The 18468-nt window shown below is 67.1% G+C and carries 18 protein-coding genes and 1 pseudogene; 11 read left to right on the top strand and 8 right to left on the bottom strand.

Annotation, left to right across the window (positions count from 1 at the left end):
• Positions 1–298 precede the first annotated feature (298 nt).
• From IG98_RS0132715 to IG98_RS0132690, 6 genes are all read right to left on the bottom strand, one after another.
• On the bottom strand, positions 299–1135 hold the full coding sequence (locus tag IG98_RS0132715) for an LLM class flavin-dependent oxidoreductase (protein WP_030921115.1): 837 nt from the start codon (positions 1133–1135) through the stop codon (positions 299–301).
• 104 nt (positions 1136–1239) lie between these two features.
• Complete coding sequence (locus IG98_RS0132710; protein ID WP_051753260.1) at positions 1240–1851, bottom strand: C40 family peptidase; 612 nt, start codon at positions 1849–1851, stop codon at positions 1240–1242.
• 162 nt (positions 1852–2013) lie between these two features.
• The gene (locus IG98_RS0132705) at positions 2014–2787 is read right to left on the bottom strand and encodes an SDR family NAD(P)-dependent oxidoreductase (protein ID WP_030921109.1); all 774 of its coding nucleotides are present in this window, start codon (positions 2785–2787) and stop codon (positions 2014–2016) included.
• Between the two features lie 60 nt (positions 2788–2847).
• The gene (locus tag IG98_RS0132700) at positions 2848–3648 is read right to left on the bottom strand and encodes an SDR family NAD(P)-dependent oxidoreductase (protein ID WP_030921106.1); all 801 of its coding nucleotides are present in this window, start codon (positions 3646–3648) and stop codon (positions 2848–2850) included.
• Positions 3649–3667: 19 nt separating this feature from the next.
• Positions 3668–4285: an amino acid synthesis family protein gene (locus IG98_RS0132695; RefSeq protein WP_030921103.1), complete on the bottom strand. Its 618-nt coding sequence runs from the start codon at positions 4283–4285 to the stop codon at positions 3668–3670.
• A gap of 31 nt (positions 4286–4316) precedes the next feature.
• Positions 4317–5024, bottom strand: a complete 708-nt coding sequence (locus IG98_RS0132690) for a GntR family transcriptional regulator (RefSeq protein ID WP_030921100.1) — start codon at positions 5022–5024, stop codon at positions 4317–4319.
• A 341-nt stretch (positions 5025–5365) separates the two neighbouring features.
• Between IG98_RS0132690 and IG98_RS45545 the strand changes: the two genes are divergently transcribed.
• The 7 genes from IG98_RS45545 (at position 5366) to IG98_RS0132655 (ending at position 12916) form a co-directional block, all read left to right on the top strand.
• Complete coding sequence (locus IG98_RS45545; RefSeq protein WP_037971844.1) at positions 5366–6478, top strand: substrate-binding domain-containing protein; 1113 nt, start codon at positions 5366–5368, stop codon at positions 6476–6478.
• Positions 6475–8034 carry a sugar ABC transporter ATP-binding protein gene (locus tag IG98_RS0132680; protein ID WP_157594648.1) on the top strand — a complete coding sequence of 520 codons (1560 nt, stop codon included), beginning with the start codon at positions 6475–6477 and terminating at the stop codon, positions 8032–8034. Before IG98_RS45545 ends, IG98_RS0132680 begins: the two co-directional genes overlap by 4 nt.
• A 16-nt stretch (positions 8035–8050) precedes the next feature.
• Complete coding sequence (locus IG98_RS0132675; protein WP_084195816.1) at positions 8051–9034, top strand: ABC transporter permease; 984 nt, start codon at positions 8051–8053, stop codon at positions 9032–9034.
• On the top strand, positions 9031–10029 hold the full coding sequence (locus tag IG98_RS0132670) for an ABC transporter permease (protein ID WP_051753258.1): 999 nt from the start codon (positions 9031–9033) through the stop codon (positions 10027–10029). The genes IG98_RS0132675 and IG98_RS0132670 overlap by 4 nt, the downstream gene beginning before the upstream one ends.
• A 35-nt stretch (positions 10030–10064) precedes the next feature.
• Positions 10065–10901, top strand: coding sequence for an alpha/beta fold hydrolase (locus IG98_RS0132665; protein WP_169750224.1), 837 nt, complete (start codon positions 10065–10067; stop codon positions 10899–10901).
• A 34-nt stretch (positions 10902–10935) separates the two neighbouring features.
• Positions 10936–11847, top strand: a complete 912-nt coding sequence (locus IG98_RS0132660) for a polysaccharide deacetylase family protein (protein ID WP_030921085.1) — start codon at positions 10936–10938, stop codon at positions 11845–11847.
• Between the two features lie 73 nt (positions 11848–11920).
• Positions 11921–12916, top strand: a complete 996-nt coding sequence (locus tag IG98_RS0132655) for an asparaginase (RefSeq protein WP_030921081.1) — start codon at positions 11921–11923, stop codon at positions 12914–12916.
• 151 nt (positions 12917–13067) lie between these two features.
• On the opposite strand, the gene IG98_RS51070 is transcribed toward IG98_RS0132655, so the two are convergent.
• A complete protein-coding gene (locus IG98_RS51070; protein WP_157594647.1) occupies positions 13068–13235 on the bottom strand; it encodes a hypothetical protein in 168 nt (55 codons plus the stop codon).
• 425 nt (positions 13236–13660) lie between these two features.
• Here IG98_RS51070 and IG98_RS54960 point away from each other — a divergent pair.
• A pseudogene (locus tag IG98_RS54960) lies at positions 13661–13765 on the top strand (helix-turn-helix domain-containing protein); the annotation flags it as partial.
• Positions 13766–13816: 51 nt separating this feature from the next.
• Here the strand turns inward: IG98_RS54960 and IG98_RS0132645 are convergent.
• A complete protein-coding gene (locus IG98_RS0132645) occupies positions 13817–14500 on the bottom strand; it encodes an ArsR/SmtB family transcription factor (protein ID WP_051753256.1) in 684 nt (227 codons plus the stop codon).
• A 952-nt stretch (positions 14501–15452) separates the two neighbouring features.
• Here IG98_RS0132645 and IG98_RS0132640 point away from each other — a divergent pair.
• From IG98_RS0132640 to IG98_RS0132630, 3 genes are all read left to right on the top strand, one after another.
• Positions 15453–16943 (top strand): DNRLRE domain-containing protein, encoded by a 1491-nt coding sequence (locus tag IG98_RS0132640; RefSeq protein ID WP_157594646.1) that lies wholly within the window; start codon positions 15453–15455, stop codon positions 16941–16943.
• Positions 16944–17025: 82 nt separating this feature from the next.
• Positions 17026–17928, top strand: coding sequence for a phospholipase A2 (locus tag IG98_RS0132635; RefSeq protein ID WP_030921072.1), 903 nt, complete (start codon positions 17026–17028; stop codon positions 17926–17928).
• 110 nt (positions 17929–18038) lie between these two features.
• A complete protein-coding gene (locus IG98_RS0132630) occupies positions 18039–18359 on the top strand; it encodes an SCO4225 family membrane protein (RefSeq protein ID WP_157594645.1) in 321 nt (106 codons plus the stop codon).
• The last annotated feature ends 109 nt before the right edge of the window (positions 18360–18468 follow it).

The following is an 18468-nucleotide window of genomic DNA, read 5'->3' as shown; positions in this document are numbered from 1 at the left end:
GGCCCACCGCTCAAGTGCAGGCGGTGCCGAAACGCGCCGGCCCGGACGGCCGGCCCGTCGACGGAGGCGTGAGGTCCGACCTGGGGGCAGGCTTTGCCGCAGTGGCGGACCGGCACGTATCGGGCTCCCGAGCAGTTGACCGGCGATGAGGAAGATCGGGAGGGGTTGCGCCGGTTGGGGTGAGGTGGGGGAACGAAGGCCCCGCCGCACGGCGGGGCCTTCGTTCCCCCATTGGATCAGCCCGAGCGGCTAGGACCACGCTTCTGCCGCTACCGCGACAGGACTTTGGACCAGCTCACTAGCGGAGCTCGGCCAGCAGCAGGTCGACCTGGGGGAGCGGGTCGGGTCCGAACGGGCGGACCACGACGGTGTGGGCACCCGCCTCCCACAGTGACCTGACCTGGTCGGCGGCCTCCTCGGCGGACCCCACCGCCATCACCACCTCGTCCGGGGCGATCTTCAGGGACTGGGCGCGCCCCTGGGCCAGCGCGGTGACCGTCGCGGCGTCGTCGCCGATGTAGAGGTTGACGAAGACCACCAGCTCGTGGTCGCCCCCGCCGGTCAGCCTGAGGGCCTCCTCGATCTTCCCCGGACCGACCCCCTCGGGCAGGATCGTGCCCTGTGCCACCCGGCCCGACAGCTCCAGCGAGCGGGGCCGCAGCACCCCGGCCAGCAGCGGCGGCGCGACGGCGGGGGGATGCACCAGGCGCACCCCGTCGAGCCGTACGGCCTTGCCCTCCAGGGTGACCGTCTCGCCGCGCAGCAGCTCGCGTACCGTCGTGATCGTCTCCTCCAGCAGCGCCAGCGGCGAGGGCACGAGGGCGCCCGCCTGGCGCATCCAGTCCTGGATGCCGTGCCCGATGCCGGGCGCGAGCCGGCCCGGGTGCAGGCGGGCCAGGTTGCCCAGTTCCATGGCCAGCAGGGCGGGGTTGCGCAGCGGTGCCGGGGTGATCCCGATGCCCACCCGCAGACGCTCGGTGACGGCGAGCGCGGTGGCCGCCGACGAGATCGCCCCGGTCCAGCCGAGATCCTCCACCACCCAGACGTCGTCCACCTCGGCCGCGTCCAGATGGCGGCAGAAGGGGATGAGCGACTCGGGGGGAAGGTCGCGATCGAACATGACGCCCAGACGCATGTCTCTCCTACGGTTGATGTCTTTCCCGGTGTGGGGTCCGGGGTGCTCGTGCCGCGCGGTTTTCACCGCACCTCATTTTCGCCTCATCCCGCTTTCGAGGCGGCTCAGAGGGCCCCCGCGTAGCGGAAGTAGCCGGCGAGGTCGTCGAGGGCCGCGACGCGATCGATCCGCACCTCGGTCCCGGTCCTCCTCGCATTGATCATCTTGCCCTGGCCGACGTAGACGCCGACATGATGGGTGCTGACCTTACGCTTGCCGATCTTGCCGTAGAAGACGAGGTCTCCCGGCCTGGCCACGGCGGCGGGGATCCTCTTGAGCCGCTTCACGTGGTCGTCGGTGTTGCCGGGCCCCAGCACGTCGCGCCCATAGGCGAGGTGGTAGACCCAGCGGGCGAGACCGGAGCAGTCCAGGCCGAGTGTCCTGGTGGCCGGGCAGGGCAGGATCGCCCCCGTGTAGCCCTGGCAGGTGCCGAGGGAGGGGCCCGGCCTCTCGTCGTGACCGCCGCCCCAGGAGTACGGGATCCCGCCGCCCCGCCAGCCGGGCTGGTGCCGTCCGGCCTCGATCGCGTACGCGATGGCGGTGATCCGGTTGAGGGCGATCGGCAGGGTCGGCACCGAGGCGCTCAGCAGCAGGAGCATTCCCAGCAGCACGGCCGCCACGGCCTGCCGCCGGTGTCCGAGAAGATCGCGAAGTCGGTGAGGGCCGGCCTCTGTCACGTCACCTCGCCAGACTTGTCGCTGTAAGCCATGACAAGTCTGCCCAACAACTCAGGGGCGCGCGCGCTGGATTCTGCTCCAACCCGCGGTGATCGGCTCCCCCGAGGGCGGGCTTCGACACGCCACGGAGTCACGATGACGCCGGGCGACCGGTCAGACGGGTCAACCGCGCATGAGCATTCGCCCGCCGTCGACGAGGAGAACGTGACCCGTGACGAACGAGGCGTCGGGACTCGCCAGGTAGTGGTAGGCGGCGGCGATGTCGTCCGGTTGCCCGACCCGGCGCACGGGCTGGCTCACCCCGGTGTGGGCGATGCCGTCGGCCCCGAGGGAGTTCACGCTGTCGAGCGTCTGCGGAGTCGCGATGATGCCCGGGGCGATCGCGTTGACGGTGATTCCGTGCGGGCCGACTTCGGCGGCGAGGGAACGTACCATTCCCACGATTCCGGCCTTCGCCGCCGAGTAGTGCGCGTGTTCCTCCCACGCCTCGAACGCGCCCGCGGTCGAGGTGGTCGCGAGGAGACGCCCGTAGCCCGCCTCGGTCATGGGCCCGAGCGCGGCGCGAAAGACTCGCCACACGCCGGTGAGGTCGATGTCGAGCGTCCGGTTCCAGTCCTCGTCGCCGAGTGCGGCCGACGCCCTGCGGCGTGCGATGGCCGCGTTCGCGAGGGCGATGTCGACGCGGCCGAACTCGCTGAGCGCGGTCCCGACGAGTGCCTCCACGTCCGCCGTGTCACTGACATCCGTCTCGACGACGTGCACACGCCGGCCGGCTCGGGTGACGGCGGTGCGCACCGCGTCGACGTCGTGGCCGTCGGGAGAGTAGGCGGCGAGGATGAGGTCGGCACCCGCCGAGGCGAAGCGCTTCGCCGTCGCGGCCCCGATGCCGGACGCCGCCCCGGTGATGACGGCGACCTGGTTCGCGAGACTGAACATTTCTTTCCTTCGGGACGGCGGAGTTGGCGCGGTGGTGTGTGCCGGGAGGCGGAGGCCGGGTCAGTAGGCCGTCCAGCCGCCGTCCACCATCAGCAGGTGGCCCGACACGAACGTGCAGTCGTCGGAGGCGAGGAACAGAGCCGCGCCGGCGATGTCCTCGGGTCTGCCGAGCCGGGGGAACGGGGTGCGCTGGAGCGAGTACTCGGTCGCCGCGTCGACGGTGCCGTCGGCGACGTAGTCGGCCTCCCCGGCGTGGTAGCCGGTGATGACGCGGCCGGGGGCGATCGCGTTGACGATGATGCCGTGCCGGGCGTAGTCGACCGCGAGCTGGCGCGTCATCTGGGCGACTCCGGCCTTGGCCACGGAGTAGGTGAGGTGTCCGGGCGGGGCCGTGACACCGAGCTGGGACGCCATGTTCACGATACGGCCGCGTATCCCGTCCATCTCCCGCTGGCCGATCATCTCCGCGACCGCGCGCCTGTTGACGAGGTACTGGCTGCGCAGGTTGAGGTCCATGTCGGCGTCCCAGGCCTCGACGGTCGTGTCGAGGATCGGGGAGCCGCGGAAGACCCCCGCGTTGCTGACCACGATGTCGATGCGCCCCGAGACTTCGAGGGTACGGTCGAACAGCTCCGTTACCTGTGCCGGATCGGTGAGGTCGCCCTGGACGAAGGTCGCCAGGCCGCCCTCGGTCTCGATCAGCTTCGTGGTCGGCGGCCCACCGTCGCGCGATGACCCGGCGTCACCGCGGACGTCGGCGACGACGACGTGGGCGCCCTCCTGGGCGAAGCGCCGCGCGATCGCGCGGCCGATGCCGGCCGCCGCCCCGGTGACGACGGCCGTGCGTCCTGCGAGTCTCATCGGCCTGTCGACCCGTCCATCAGGAGAGTCCGTCATCGCCGACCACGTCGTCGGCGGCGAGACCGCCGAGACGGGCGTGCAGTCGGCCGCGGGTCGCGAAGGCCCAGATCACCAGGATCTCGTCGGCGCGGGGGGAGTCGGTGAAGCTCGCGGTGACGGTGTCATAGTGCGCGCGGACGTAGAGCGCGTTCTTGTGGGCGAGCGGGATGTCGATGGAGGCTCCGGGGGCACCCACCTTGCCCGTCGACGGCACCCAGGCCTTGCCGCCGCCGATGGCCTGCCGCACCGGGTCGGCGGCGAACTGGGTGAGCAGGGCGTTGCCGTGCTCGTACTCGCCGGCGGCTCCGACGAGGCAGGCCTTGCCGTAGCTCAGCACGGGGAGGTCGCCGATGGTCGCGCGCAGCCGCCGGCCGACCTCGGCCCCGAGCTCGTCGGAACGGTCGATCAGCCGGCTGAGGTCCGCACTGAACGTTCCCGCGTACGGGTTCGCCACAGCCGCGGCGATCACGACCTTGCGCACCGGTTCCCCGTCGGCGGGGACGCCGGTCTCGTTCGCGAGCGTCTCCTCGACCTGGGCGTACCACTTGCGGATACGGTAACCGGCGAAGTCGGGTGCGCTGCTGGGGACGGTGGGCATGGTGGTCCTATCTGGTCACGCGGATGTGTGGTCAGGGGGCGGGGCTCGTGGGGCCGCTGAGGCGGTGCTCGGCCCCGTCGAAATTGAGTACGTCCATGAGGGCCTGCTGGCTGGCGCGTACGTGGTCGCGCATGAGCCGTTCGGCCGTCACTCCGTCGCGCGCCTCGATGGCCTGCAGAATGCTCTGGTGTTCGTGGTCGGACTGCGGGGCGCGGCCGGATCTGCGCAGCGACATGTGCACGAAGCGCGAGTAGAGCAGCTGGTTCATCAGCGTGCGGTAGTGCTGGGTGAGCTTCGAGTTGCCCGCACCGGTGATGATGAGGTCGTGGTATTCGTGCACGAGTGCCACGAAGCGGTCGAGGTCTCCCGCGGCGACGGCCTCGTCGGAACGGCGCACGTTCTCCCGTAGCAGTTCCAGTTCGGGGATGTTGCCGCGCGCGGCGAACAGGCGCGCGGCCGCGCCCTCCAGGATCTCCTTCACCTCGAACAGCTCGTTGATCTCCAGACGCGACGGCGCGGAGACGAAGGTGCCGACGCGAGGCTTGATCACGACCATGCCCTCGGTCTGCAGCTGCTTGAGCGCCTCGCGGATCGGGGTGCGGCTCACCCCGAACTCCTGGGCGAGCGCCGACTCGGAAAGGACCGCGCCGGGCATCAGGTTGCCCTGAGTGATCCGGGCACGCAGTTGATGCGCCACACGTGCCTGTGCACCACGCTGCACGCTCGCCGTCTCTTGCATGGTTGATGAGGCTAATGATGCATGCAAGATGTGTCAAGAATGGCTCTGCGGCTCACCGGGGCGCCCGCACCCCGACGTCAAGCCGTCACGCGGATGTCGGGCGGACGCCCGGTGTTTGTGGACATTTGACCAGCTTTAACGCCTTCATCGGCTCATCGGAAGGTAAAAATCATGCCGTGCAACGTGTCTGAAACATGGCCAAAGCACTCAAGTCATTGACATGCACTTCAATCTCAAACACAATCTCGTGCCATGCAAGACGTTGGTGCAGTAGGCGTCGTGATCGCTCTGTGCCGCGGCTAGGCCGTCTCCCATTCCACGCCACTGTCCGGAGAACCCCCATGAGAGTCAGTAGTTCCATCGCGGCCTTCGCGGCGCTGTCCGCCCTGCTCGTCGGTTGTACGGCGGAGACAGCGGGGAAAGCCGAGGCCGGCGGCACCGCCACCGAGCGCGCCAATGGTGTGTCGGTCGACCTGATGGCCGACAAGGAGACGCTCGTCGACACCTCGGCCTACGTGAAGGACGGCCCGTACACGATCGCGTCGATCATGCAGGGGCCGATCAACGGCTGGGGACTCACGCTCGACACCACCATCGAGTACCTCGCCGCCCAGGAGAAGGACATCGAGAAGCTCACGGTCGTCCCCGTCAACGGTGACGTCGACCGGCAGATCAGCGCGATGGAGAACACCATCAAGCTCAAGCCGGACCTGATCATGCTTGAGCCGCTCAGCGCCGCCGCCCTGTCGGCCTCGGTGTCACGCGCGGTCAAGGCGGGCATCCCCGTCGTCGTCTGCGCCGACGGAGTCGAGGGCAAGCCCTACACCGCCTACGCCGACGTCGACCTCTACCGCGCCGGTTACGAGTCCGCCAAGGCGCTCGCCAAGGAGCTCGGCGGCAAGGGCAAGATCATCATGATCAGCGGCATCCCCGGTGTCGACGCCGCGGAGGTCTGGAAGAAGGCCGCCGAGGACGTCTTCGCCACCTACCCCGACATCAAGATCGTCGCGAGCGAGTACGGCAACTGGTCGATCCCGACCTCAAAGGACAAGGCCACCGCGATGCTCGCCGCGAACCCCGAGATCGACGGTGTCTACGCCGGTGGCTCCGAGGGCGCGATCGGCGCGCTTCTCGCCTTCGACGAGGCCGGCCGTACGCAGCCGGTCTTCGGCACCGTCTCGCCGCTCAACGGCTGGCTCCGCCTGGCGATAGAGCACAAGGTCAAGTTCACCGCGTGGCCGCAGCCGGCCGCGCTCGAGGGCAAGTACTGCGTCGACACCGCCCTCAAGGTGCTCCGCGGCGAGAAGGTCACGAAGTTCGTGCACATCCCCGAAGAGGTCATCACCGAGAAGAACGCGGCGGAGAACTACATCCCCGAGCTGAACGACGACTTCAGCGTCCCGGCCGTCGCACCGATCGATGTTTACGTCAAGGCTGGATTCGGTCGCAAGTGAGTCCGGAAGTGCAGGGCGGGGGAGCGGTGCCGCCGATGTCGGCGCCGCTCCTGCGCCTCAACGGAGTCAAGAAGGCGTTCGCCGGCGTGCCGGCGCTCAAGGGGGTGCGCTTCGAGCTCGCCGCCGGAGAGGTACATGCCCTGGCCGGCGAGAACGGCGCCGGCAAGTCGACGTTCATCAAGATCATCAGTGGCGCCTACACGCCGGACGCGGGCACCATCGAGGTGCTCGGTGACTCGTTCGACACGCTGTCCCCGAAGCAGGCCCGCGAGCTCGGCATCGCCGTCGTGTACCAGGAGTTCAACCTGCTGCCCGAGCTCTCGGTCGCCGAGAACATGTTCCTCGGCCGGCTGCCGGGCGGACGTCTCAGCGGCTACTCGGCACGGCGCGCCGAGGCGTCCGCCGCCGCGCTGCTCGAACGGCTCGGTTCCCACCTCGAACCGAGCCGGCTGGTGAGCGAACTCACCGTCGCCGAGCAGCAGCTGGTCGAAATCGGGAAAGCCCTCGCACTGGACGCGAAGGTCATCATCATGGACGAGCCGTCGACCGTGCTCGCCAATGACGAACTCGGCAGGTTGCACGACGTGGTGAACCGGCTCCGCGCCGAGGGGCGCGGCGTCATCTACATCTCGCACCGCCTTGACGAGGTGCTCGGTCTCGCCGACCGGGTCACCATCTTCAAGGACGGCGAGCACGTGCTGACCGCCCCGACCGGCGAGATGACCCACGACTCGCTGATCCGCAACATGATCGGCCGCGACCTCGTCGACTTCTTCCCCGACCGCACCGCCACGGCCGGTGCGGACCTCCTGCGGGTCGACGGGCTGAGCGTGCCGGAGAAGATCTTCGACGTGTCGCTCACCGTGCACAGTGGCGAGATCGTCGGCGTCGCCGGCCTCGGCGGCAGTGGGAAGACGACCCTGGCGCGGGCGCTCGTCGGCCTTGAGCCGCGATCCGCGGGTTCCGTCGAGCTCGCCGGATCGCCCGCCCCGCGTACGCCGCGCAGCTGCGCCCGCGCGGGGCTGGTCATGGTGCCGGAGAACCGCAAGGCGCACGGCATCTTCGCCGGCCACTCCATCGCGTTCAACCTCACGCTCGCGGCACTCGACCGGCTGAAGAGCCTCATGCTCATCAGCCGGAAGAAGGAACGGGAACTCATCGAACGCTCGATGGCGGAGCTCGACGTACGGCCGAAGGCGCCGGCGCTCGACATCGCCAAGCTCAGCGGCGGCAACCAGCAGAAGGTCGTGCTCGCCCGCTGGCTCAGCGGGAACCCCCGGGTGATCGTGCTGGACGAACCCACCCGCGGCGTCGACGTCGGCGCCAAGTCCGAGCTCTACACGCTCGTCGAAAGCCTCACCGAGGCCGGCGCCGGCATCCTGATCTCCTCATCCGACGTGACCGAACTGCTCGGCATGTGTGATCGCATCCTCGTCTTCCACGAGGGGCGGCTGGTTGACGAGTTCGACCGAGCGGACGCCACCGAGGAGTCGGTCATCCGCGCCGCAACGATAGCCCCGCGGGCCGAGCCTGCGGGCAAGACCCCTCGCGGGTAGCGAGGTGGGAGAAGACATGTCTCAAACGATCACGGCTCCGGCGCCGGTGGCAGCCGGAAACCGGACCCTGCGCTGGACGCGGCGCAACGCCGCGGTGGTCCTCATCTACGGGATCACGGCGGCGCTCGTCATCGTCGCCTCGATCATGTCCCCCACGTTCCGTGACGTGGCCAACATCACCGATGTGCTCCGGCAGTCCATCGTGCTCGGTCTCGTGACGATCGGGCAGCTGTTCGTGATCCTGGCCGGCGGCACTGACATGTCGGTGGGCATGGCGGCCCGCGTCGTCGGCCTCGGTGTGGCGGTGGCGCTCACCTCCACGATGCTGCCCCCGATCCTCGTCATCGTCCTGGGTCTGCTGGCCGGCGCCCTGATCGGCCTGCTCAACGGACTGCTGGTGGCCAGGTTCGGGGCCCAGCCGTTCATCGTGACCCTGGGCACGATGGGGGTGCTCTACGGGCTCGCGCTGGCGATCAGCGACGGACCGACCGGGATGGTCCCGCGTTCGGTGGTCGCGATCTACGAGATGAAGATCGGCCCGCTCCCGGCATCCGTCATCGTCATGGCGATGCTCTGGCTCGCCACCTGGTGGGTGCTGCGCTCCAGCCGGTTCGGCCGGGCGACCTACGCGGTGGGTGGCTCACCGAGCGTCTCCCGCCTCGCCGGTCTCAACGTCAACCGGGTACTCATCCTGACCTACACGATCTCTGGAGTGTGCGCGGCGGCGGCGGGCATCTTCCTGCTCGCCCGTTCCGGGGTCGGCAACCCGAACATGGCACTCGGCCTGGAGTTCCAGTCGATCGTCGCCGCGGCGATCGGCGGCGTCAGCCTCTACGGCGGCCGGGGCTCGCTGGTCGGCGCGCTTGGCGCGGTCCTGCTGATCTCGGTCATCTCCAACCTGTTCGACCTGTTTCAGATCAGTGCCTACTTCCAGGACCTGACCCTGGGCGTCATCGTCGTGCTCGCGGTCGCGATCTACCGAGCGGACAAGAACAAATGAACGACAAGGTGATCACCGAACCGAAGGGCTCGACGCCCGCCCGGCGCGCCGGTGGCGGCCGCCTGCTCGACTGGCTCTCGCAGTACGCGGCGTTCAGCGCGGTCCTGCTGACGCTCGCCGTCGCCGCGATCGTCGCCCCGGCGTTCTTCTCGCCCGGCAACATCCGCACCGTGCTCATCCAGACCGCGATCCTCGGCATCGTCGTACTGGGCCAGACGGTGGCGCTCATCGGGCGCGGGCTCGACATGTCGGTGGCCGCGGTGATGACGTTCGCCGCGGTCTTCGTCATCCAGTCGGCCGGAAGCGGGAACTGGGGCCTGCTGCTCGTGCAGCTCGTGCTGCTCGTCGCCGCCGTCGGCCTCGCGAACGGGCTTCTGGTGACCTGGCGCGGCGTGCCGCCGTTCGTCGCGACGTTCGCGCTGCTGATCGTGGTCGACGGTGCCCGGCTCGCCTACACCCGAGGCCAGTCGGCGGGCTCCGCCCCCCAGTGGCTGAAAGAGATCGGCTCCGGCTCCCTCCTCGGCGTGCCGATCCCCGTACTGATCTGGCTCGTCCTGCTCGGCGTGTTCCTCGTCGCGCTCAACAAGACGACCTGGGGGCGCTGGCTGTACGCGGTCGGCTCGAACCGTGAGTCGGCCCGTCACATCGGTGTGCCGGTCAGCACCGTGGTCATCTCGACCTTCCTGATCACCGCCGCCTCGGCCGTCGTCGCCGGCGTCCTGCTCAGCGGATACCTCGGCTACGTCGACAACACGCTCGGCTCGAACTACAACCTCAACTCGATGGCCGCCGCGATCATCGGCGGCGTCGCGTTCACCGGCGGCCGAGGCGGCGTCATCGGCGCCTCGATGGGCGCGCTACTCCTCGCGATCCTCATGAACCTGCTCGTGGTCATGGGCCTGGACATCTTCTGGCAGCAGATCGTGCAGGGCGCCGTACTCGTGATCGCGGTCGTTATCCAGGGACTGCGCGCGCGCCGCGCCGAAGGTTCGTAAACGACCGCCTCCTCCGATTCCTGAAAGCAAGAAACGTGACTGACACCACCTCCGCCCGACCCGCCACGCGACGCGTGTCCGGCTCGCTTCCCCGCATCAGCTACCTGGACATCCCGGCAACGGACGGCGCGGACGACGCGTCGCCCCTGCTGCTCCTGCACGGCGTGGGCAGCTCGTCGGACACCTGGCAGCGCCTGACCCCGCTCCTCGACGGCCGACGCGTCATCGCCCCCGACTACCGCGGGCACGGGGCGTCGGAGACATCCGATCCACCGTACGACATCGCCGACTTCACCGCGGACGCCCTGCGCCTGCTCGACGAGCTCGGTATCGGACACGTCCACGTGCTCGGCTTCTCGATCGGGGCGCTGTTCGCCGAGCAGCTCGCGCTCACCGCGCCGGACCGGGTGCTGTCGCTCGTGCTGCTCAACTCGATCGCCGACCGGACCCCCGAGCAGCGCGCCCGAGCCGAGGCGAGGCGCGAGGTCATCGCGTCCGTACCGCCTTCGGAGACCTCCAAGGCCAGCGCAGCGCGCTGGTTCACCCCGGGCTTCATCGCGGCACAGCCGGCGCTGGTGCAAAGCGAGATCGACATCGTCGCCGCGGTCGCGCACGCACCGTACGCGTCGGCCTACGCTGTGCTCGTCGAGAACGATCCGATCGACGTCGTCGAAGCGATCACCTGCCCGACGCTCATCGTGACCGGCGAGTTCGACGAGGGGTCGACACCCGCCATGTCGGAGGCATTGCACCGGCGGATCCGCGGATCACGGCTTGTCGTCGTTCCCGAGGTCAAGCACTACATCCACATCGAACTTCCAGAGGTCGTCGCCGCCGAGGTGAACGGTTTCCTGGCCGAACTCGACCGGTGACCGCGGAACCCGGCACGCAGCAAAGGAGAATCCCATGAAGGACATCAAGGTCACCTTCGGCGTGGACGTCGACGCGGTAGCCGGCTGGCTCGGCTCGTACGGCGGTGAGGACTCACTGCAGGACATCCAGCGCGGGCTCTGGGCCGGTGAGGTGGGTCTGCCGCGACTCGTCAAGCTGTTCGACAGGTACTCGATCAAGTCCACCTTCTTCATGCCCGGCCACTCGATCGAGACGTTCCCCAAGCAGACGGATCTCGTCGTCGAGTCCGGCCACGAGATCGGCGCACACGGCTACTCGCACGAGAACCCGCGAGACATGACGCCCGAGCAGGAAGAGGCTGTCATCAACAAGTCGATCGAACTCATCGAGAAGCACGCGGGGAAGCGCCCGAGCGGCTACATCGCGCCCTGGGGTGAGATGTCACGGGCCACCACCGACCTGCTGCTGAAGAACGGCTTCGAGTACGACCGCACCCAGGTGCTGCACGACTTCCAGCCCTTCTACGCGCGCACCGGTGACGAATGGACGGTCATCGACTACGCCAAGAAAGCCGAGGAGTGGATGAAGCCCGTCAAGCGCGGCACCGAGATCGACATCGTCAGCCTCGCCTTCAACTGGTACCTCGACGACCTGCCCCCGATGATGTTCGTCAAGTCGAGCCCCAACAGCTACGGCTTCGCCAACCCCCGCCAGATCGAGGAACTCTGGCGCGACCAGTTCGACTGGGTCTACCGCGAGTACGAGTACGCCACCTTCCCGATCTGCCTGCACCCCGACGTGTCCGGCCGCCCGCAGGTGCTGCTCATGCTGGAGCGTCTCATCGAGCACATGGCGGGCAAGCCGGGCGTGAGCTTCGACACCTGCCACAACATCCAGCGCGACTTCCGGGTGCGCTTCCCGTTCGAGACCGACAGCAAGTACCCGTTCGACCGTGGCATCGCCTGACCGGGTCGGGGCGTGCGGCATCCCCCGCACGCCCCGCTCCCGGCTCGCCCGCCACCCGACAAGGAACCACCACATGCCGCTTACGACCATCTCCGTCCTCGCCCTCGGCGGCACCATCGCCGCCGTTCCCGACGCCTCGGGCCGCAACGCGACCATGGATCTCGACGCCGACCAGATCGTGCGCTCCATCCCGGCGGTGGCGGGCGTGGCCGAGGTACGCCCGGAGTCGTTCCGGCGGCTCGGATCGGCCGAACTCGGCCTCGCCGATGTGACGGCACTCGCGGAGCGGATCGACGAACTCGCGGCGACCGGCATCGACGGCGTGGTCGTCACCCAGGGCACCGACACCCTTGAGGAGACCGCGTTCCTGCTCGACCGGCTCGTCGCGGCGGACCTGCCCGTCGTCGTGACCGGCGCGATGCGGAACGCGGGGCTCCCCGGCGCGGACGGCCCGGCCAACCTGCTCGCGGCCGTGCGCGTCGCGGCCAGCCCGCTCGCCCACGGCGTCGGCACGCTCGTCGTGATGAACGACGAGATCCACGCGGCGCGCTTCGTACGCAAGGGGCACGCCACCTCACCTGCGACGTTCGAGTCACCCGGGATCGGACGCCTCGGATGGGTGGCAGAGGAGCGGGTGCGGATACCGCTGGTCCCGCGCTCGCGCTCGCCGCGGGTGACCCGGCCGGACGCCGCCTCGTCGCCCGACGTCGCGCTCGTCAAGCTGAGCCTGGACGACTCGCCCCGGCTCCTCGAACTCATCTCGGCAAAGGACTACGCCGGAGCCGTGATCGAGGTGTACGGGGCGGGCCACACCTCGCGCCGTGCGCTCGACGCGCTCGGGGCGCTCGCCGCGCGGATGCCCACCGTGTTCGCGTCGCGCACGGGTGTCGGCGAAGTGCACACCTCGACCTGCGACTTCGGGGGATCGGAGCTGCGGCTCCTGGAGCGCGGCCTCATCCCCGCCGTCGCCCTGGACGGCCTCAAGTCCAGGCTCCTGCTCACCCTCCTCCTCGCCGCCGGTACCGACCGCGCCGGCATCACGGCCGCCTTCGAGAACGCCGCCGAGTAGGTCCGGGCAGGTCGTCCGGCTCGGTGGTCCGCTCACCGTTCAGCGGCGAACTTCGGAGAGCGCCTGGGGAGCGTCCGGCATGCCGCGACCCGCGTGCCGGGCACGCGGGTCGCGATGAGGCGGGCGACGCCGTTCGCCGCCTCCGTGGTGGTCAGTTGCCGTCCCCGTCGTCGTCCACACCGGGTCCGGTCGTGTTGACCACGTCCGGGCCGTCGTCCCTGTCGTCGTCACCGTCGCCCCCGCAACCGCCGACCAGGCCGACGAGCGCCACCATCGCCGCCGCGGCCAGCGCCGCCTTCCGCGTGGTCTGAGCAAGCATGCACAACCTCCAGGTAGTGATCTCCGGCCGGGCCCGTTGCCGCCCGGCCCCACCCCCTCTGTCCCGTTCGCCGGCGATCTAACCGCGGGAGGGGTGCCGTCCTTGATCGTGGGGACTGTGGAATACGCGGCCTTCCTTACTGATGATCAATAGGAGATGCCGGCCTGGAGGGGGCCGTCCGCGGCGCACGACATCGCTCGTCTGAGCTCAGCGGTGGTGTCTCGCGCCGGTCAGAGGGAGAGCACATGTGAAAGGCCGTCGAGCGTGCCCTTGGTGGAGGGACGGTCGACGGCCTTTCACGGGGCGCCTGAGTGTCCTGACAGGTCAAGCGCCGATGTTCGTGCGGGTCGATGTAGCGCCCCCGCGCTCTGTCGGCCTCCGTGAGCGAGCCATAGAGCTCAGCTGTCTGTACCCGCCCTTCGGGATTGGTCCAGACGGGCTTCGCTGCGGGCGAGCCGGTTCGGTCGTTGTCGGTTTCGACGGGCCGCTCGTACGGGTTCGTATATCGGCTCCTGGCGGAGGCGGGTGTGGTGCTGAGGGCCGCGCGGTGGCAACCGTTCAGCCAATGGCGGAGTCACCGGTCAGCAGGGACAACCCCAGGGGGTCAACGCGTGGAGGACCGCGCTGCCCATCCGAGAGGTCGAGATCAGTCCGGCGTTACGCAGCACGGTGCTGTGCTCACTGGCGGACGCGCGGGAGATGGCGAGCTGGTCGGCCAGCTCGCTGGTTGTGGCCGGGTGTCGCAGCGTGGCCAGGACGGCCGCCCGGGTACGGCCGAGCAGGGGACCCAGCGCGTCCGTCGCGGTGGTCGGCCGATCTCCGGCATACATGGGGTACACCAGCACGGTGGAGTGGCGGGGCCGGTAGGCCAGCAGGGGGCCGGAGGCGAAGTACGACGGGATGAGCAGTAGCCCGCGCCCACACAGCTGAACATCGTATTCAACGTGGGTCTGGATATGCAGAACCGGCGGCTCCCAGCGAAAGCGATCGCCCAGCGTCGCGAGCAGGGCGTTGGTCCCGCCGCGCAGCAGTGTCTCGGCGCGCAGGCCCCGGTCCACGGCGACCGTGTCGCGTACCAGTGGCCACCAGGGTGCCAGTGAGGAGGAGAAGTAGCCGTACAGGTCGTCGATGAGGGTCTGCCACGCAACCGCCTTGCCGCAGGCCAGCTCGCGCCTCCATGATCCGCCCACGGCCGACAGCGGCAGCTGGCCCAGATCGTCTGCGAGCTGCTCTGCGGGAGTCTGCCTGGCCAGCTCCACACCCATGGAAAAGTCACTGGTGTCCGGCTGGAAAAGGAAGTCCGGTATGCCCCCGCAATCGCCATCGTGACAGCCGGAGTTGCCGGCCTGGTCTGCGTGACTTTTCTGCGTCCGAGCTCGCCCTCCCCATGATCACGAAGTTCTGCGCAGGAAATGCCAGCTCCCAGAGCACGACGAGCCGAACCCCCACTCACTGACACTCTCATGACGCATCTACTGACACTCTCGTGTCGCTTGGCACCTGGGCAAACAGTGTAGACAAGCACCCCCGAGCAGCCCGTGACGCCCAACTTTCTCCGTCAGTGCGGAGATCGATCGCACCCGCATTGCACTCAATCAAAAACGCTGCTCGGCGCGATCATGGTCTCGATTAGATCACGACCGCCGGATGTGGGATATCGATAGATTTGGACACTTTTAGTAAGGCGTGTCGTCGCGAGCTGCAAATATGACCGAATTGGAGAACCCTTAACTGCAGAATTGGCCACCCGCATCACTCGCTGGATCTAAATCTGCACCTTCCGTGACTTTACATATCTATGTGACCCATATATTACTTTCTTGTCGTATTCGCATAAGAGAGAGAGGTGCGCTTGAGCCAAAAATTAGGCTCGGGAAGTCGAAACGGTGGCGGAACCGCCGCCATTGCGATGGTGATGGTGCCGGGTTTACTGGCATCATCACTTTGGGTGATGCGCAACCAGCCAGCGCAGAATCCACTCCGAAAGCAACAGCCGAGAATTCTTTAGTGAATCCAGGGCATCAACCCAGAACAGAACTGTTCGCAGCGGTTGCCGACGCCAGAAGGACCGGCAAGCCAGTCGTTCTACCTTTTAGGACCACGGAGACCTCGACTACCGTAGTTACTCCGGAAGGAAAATACGTCACAGAGGTCGCCACGGGACCGGTCCGAGTCGGACAGCCCGACGGCACGTGGCGGGACATCGACACCAGCCTCGTGGAAACCGGTGGGGTCCTGCGGCCCAAGGTCGCCAAGGCCGACGTTCAGTTCTCCGCAGGAGGTCAAGGCCCGTTCGCCACGATGAATCGCGAAGAGGGCAAGGCGCTGGCCATGCACTGGCCAACCCAGCTCCCCAAACCAAAGGTCGAGGGTAACAAAGCCACTTACCGCGGCGTGGCTGGGGCCAATGGAGACCTGGTGGTGACCGCCCTGCCGGCAGGGTTGCGATTCGACCTGGTGCTACGCTCACGTCCTACCGAGCTGATCGAGCTGAAGATCCCCGTCACCGCCAAAGGCATGAGGCTTCACAATGCTGAGGGACGGCTGCAGATCAGCGACGGAGACAAGAAGCTGTGGGCTACCTCGTCCAAGCCCGCAATGTGGGACGCGTCCAAGCCTGCCAAGTGGGACGCCGGCCTGAAGTCAGGGAAGAAGAAGGGGGCGGGAATTATCTCCTCTACGGTGGAAGACACCGCAGACGGGAAGACACTCGTACTCAAGCCTGACGCAGGATTTCTCAACGACCCGGCGACTACCTATCCCGTCACCATCGACCCGACGGTGATGCTGCCCCTCAACAGCGACACCGACGTCAATAACGTTTTCGACGGCAACAACGTCAGTGGCGAGTACCTCAAGGCTGGCACCGAGGCCGATGGCGAGAAAGCCCGTGTGTATCTGAAGTTCGACACCCGCGGCCTGCAGGCGCCCACCTCTGCCACCCTCTCTCTCACCAACATCGACGCGCCTTCTTGCGGAACCAACGTCGGATCCGGTATCCAGGTCCGCCGCGTCACCAGCTCTTGGGATCCCAACACCCAGACTTGGGCTCCGCAGCCGTCCAACACGACCGACGACGCGGCCCTTAGCACTGAGGGATCGCAGCTGGGAAGCTGCGGCAGCGGAAAAATGACCTGGAACGTTACGGGTATCGTCGCCAAGTGGGCGGCTGGTGGCACTGGGAACTATGGTCTGGTCTTGCAGTCTCCTACCGAGACCGCCCAGGCGAACTACCGGGTCTTCGCCTCCTCCGAGAACACCGACGGACTCGCTCCACCGACCCTCACCGTCACCTCTGACATTCCGTTCACGCCCGGGGAGGGCGAGGACCCTGCGGAACCTGCTCCCAGCCAAGTTCTGCCGGGCCGCGTGGACACCAACACCGGTGTTTGGATCACCAGCGGTACCGACGTAGTCGAGGATGGACTGCTCACGGTTCGTAGTCATAGTGCGGGACAGCGAATCGATATCACTCAGCCGAATGAGGCGGTCCTGGGGCCCAACTGGCGACTGGAACCGCTAGGCGGGATGCTGGGTGACCGACTCCTAGACTACAGCGCTAACGGCTATATTCAGGTCAACCGTACTATCGGTACCGAATCCACGCGGTTCCCCGCCAGTGCGAGCGCCCCCAACACCTTCGTCGCCGAAGACGGCAGCACCGTGGTGAATAGTGCTGTGACCACATACGTTCACCGGGTTGGGTGATCACGCGGTGACCTGGTCACCGCGAGCGGCAACCCGGTGAACCTTCCCGGTCACAGCACTAGGCAAGAGTGACATCGGGACGATGATCATCGACTACGACGCCCAGGGCAGGGTGAGCCGGGTCGCCGCCCCAAGCACGCCTCAAGACACATGCTCCACCCCTGGGGGAGTCGGCTGTTCAGCTGTAACCTTCCAATACGCCCAGAGCACCACCGCCACCTCCGCACAATTCGGGGACGTGTCCGGGCAGCTCAAGGAGATCAGTTACGATGCCGCCGGTGCCGTCGGCCCTGCCACCATCGTCAGTTACCTCTATGACGGCTCCCACCGCCTGCGAGAGGTTAAGAATCTACGCCAGATCGATGGTGGCCCGATCGAGACCAGTGCCTACACCTACGATGCGGCAGGCAACATCGTCCAGCTGACCACCCCGGACGAAGGCACGTGGACCCTTACCTATGAGGCTCTTGGCAAGCTCGCCCAAGCCACCCAAGTAACACCCCCCACAATACCGACAGTATTCAATGCGTTGGCCTTCCCTCCGGCGCCGCCCGGTAACTGCCATTACGCAAACCAGTACATGACCGGTTCACCCGCGAAGTGCTGGGCCGGCCCGGTCCCCATGGGATACGGCCAAACGACAAAGTACTCGCCTCGGTGGAAGACAACGAAAACAGGCCGGAAGATCGCCGGAGTCACCTACGACCACTGCACGGCACCGGCGAACAAGCCTTTCTGGAACGACTTCACGGTCCCTTGCGATTCCCACGACTACGGATACGGGATCTTCTATCTGAAGACCCTCGCGTGGGACAAGTCCAAAAAGGCGAGCGTTGATGCGGTATTCTACTCGCTCATGCGGGACTTCACCTGTCCAGCCTATGCCTTGTGGAGGCGGCCAAGCTGCAACTCATGGGCCTGGGGCTACTATCAGGCAGTCAGGGGCGGCGGCGGCACTAGCATGAAGTACAGGAATGAGTACTGAGCAGGGTCGCCTTATGAGATCCTGATGGCGAAGTGCCTCCCTTGTCCAGATAAAGACAGGGGAGGCGCTTCGCTGCTTCCATTCGACCTGGAGAATAAGAGGAGTCAGCCATGCGAATCCAGCTTGAAGGTATAATTGCGGGCGTCTATGCTGTCGCAGTCCTTGCTTCGGCGGCCCTGGCTCTGCCTCACATAGGAAAAGGTGGAGGGGTGGAGTATGTTCTCATTCTATTTGTTTCGGCGCCGACTAGCTTTTTGTTTGCTTGGCTGTTTGAGAGGTTCCGACTATCCCTCAGGCCGGGGCCGATGCTCGATTGGGTGCTCGCGGACGGCGATAAGATACTTTTAGTTTTAATGGTCTTAGCGGGTCTGTTGCAGGCGGTATTGTTATACTTCGCTGTCCGTTGGCTGCGAGGCGTGATCGGCGGTTGATAACTGACGGAGAAAGTTGGGCGTCACGGGTTGCTCGGGGGTGCTTGTCCGCACTGTTTGCCCAGGTGGCAGCCTGGAGGTATGAGGTACTCAGACAGAAGCGGGGGAT

Origin of the sequence: Streptosporangium amethystogenes (genome assembly GCF_000721075.1) — a bacterium.
In the GTDB taxonomy this organism is placed as follows: Bacteria; Actinomycetota; Actinomycetes; order Streptosporangiales; family Streptosporangiaceae; genus Streptosporangium; species Streptosporangium amethystogenes.
Note: the sequence above shows the minus strand (reverse complement) of the source record. Positions and strands in the feature narration are given on the sequence as shown.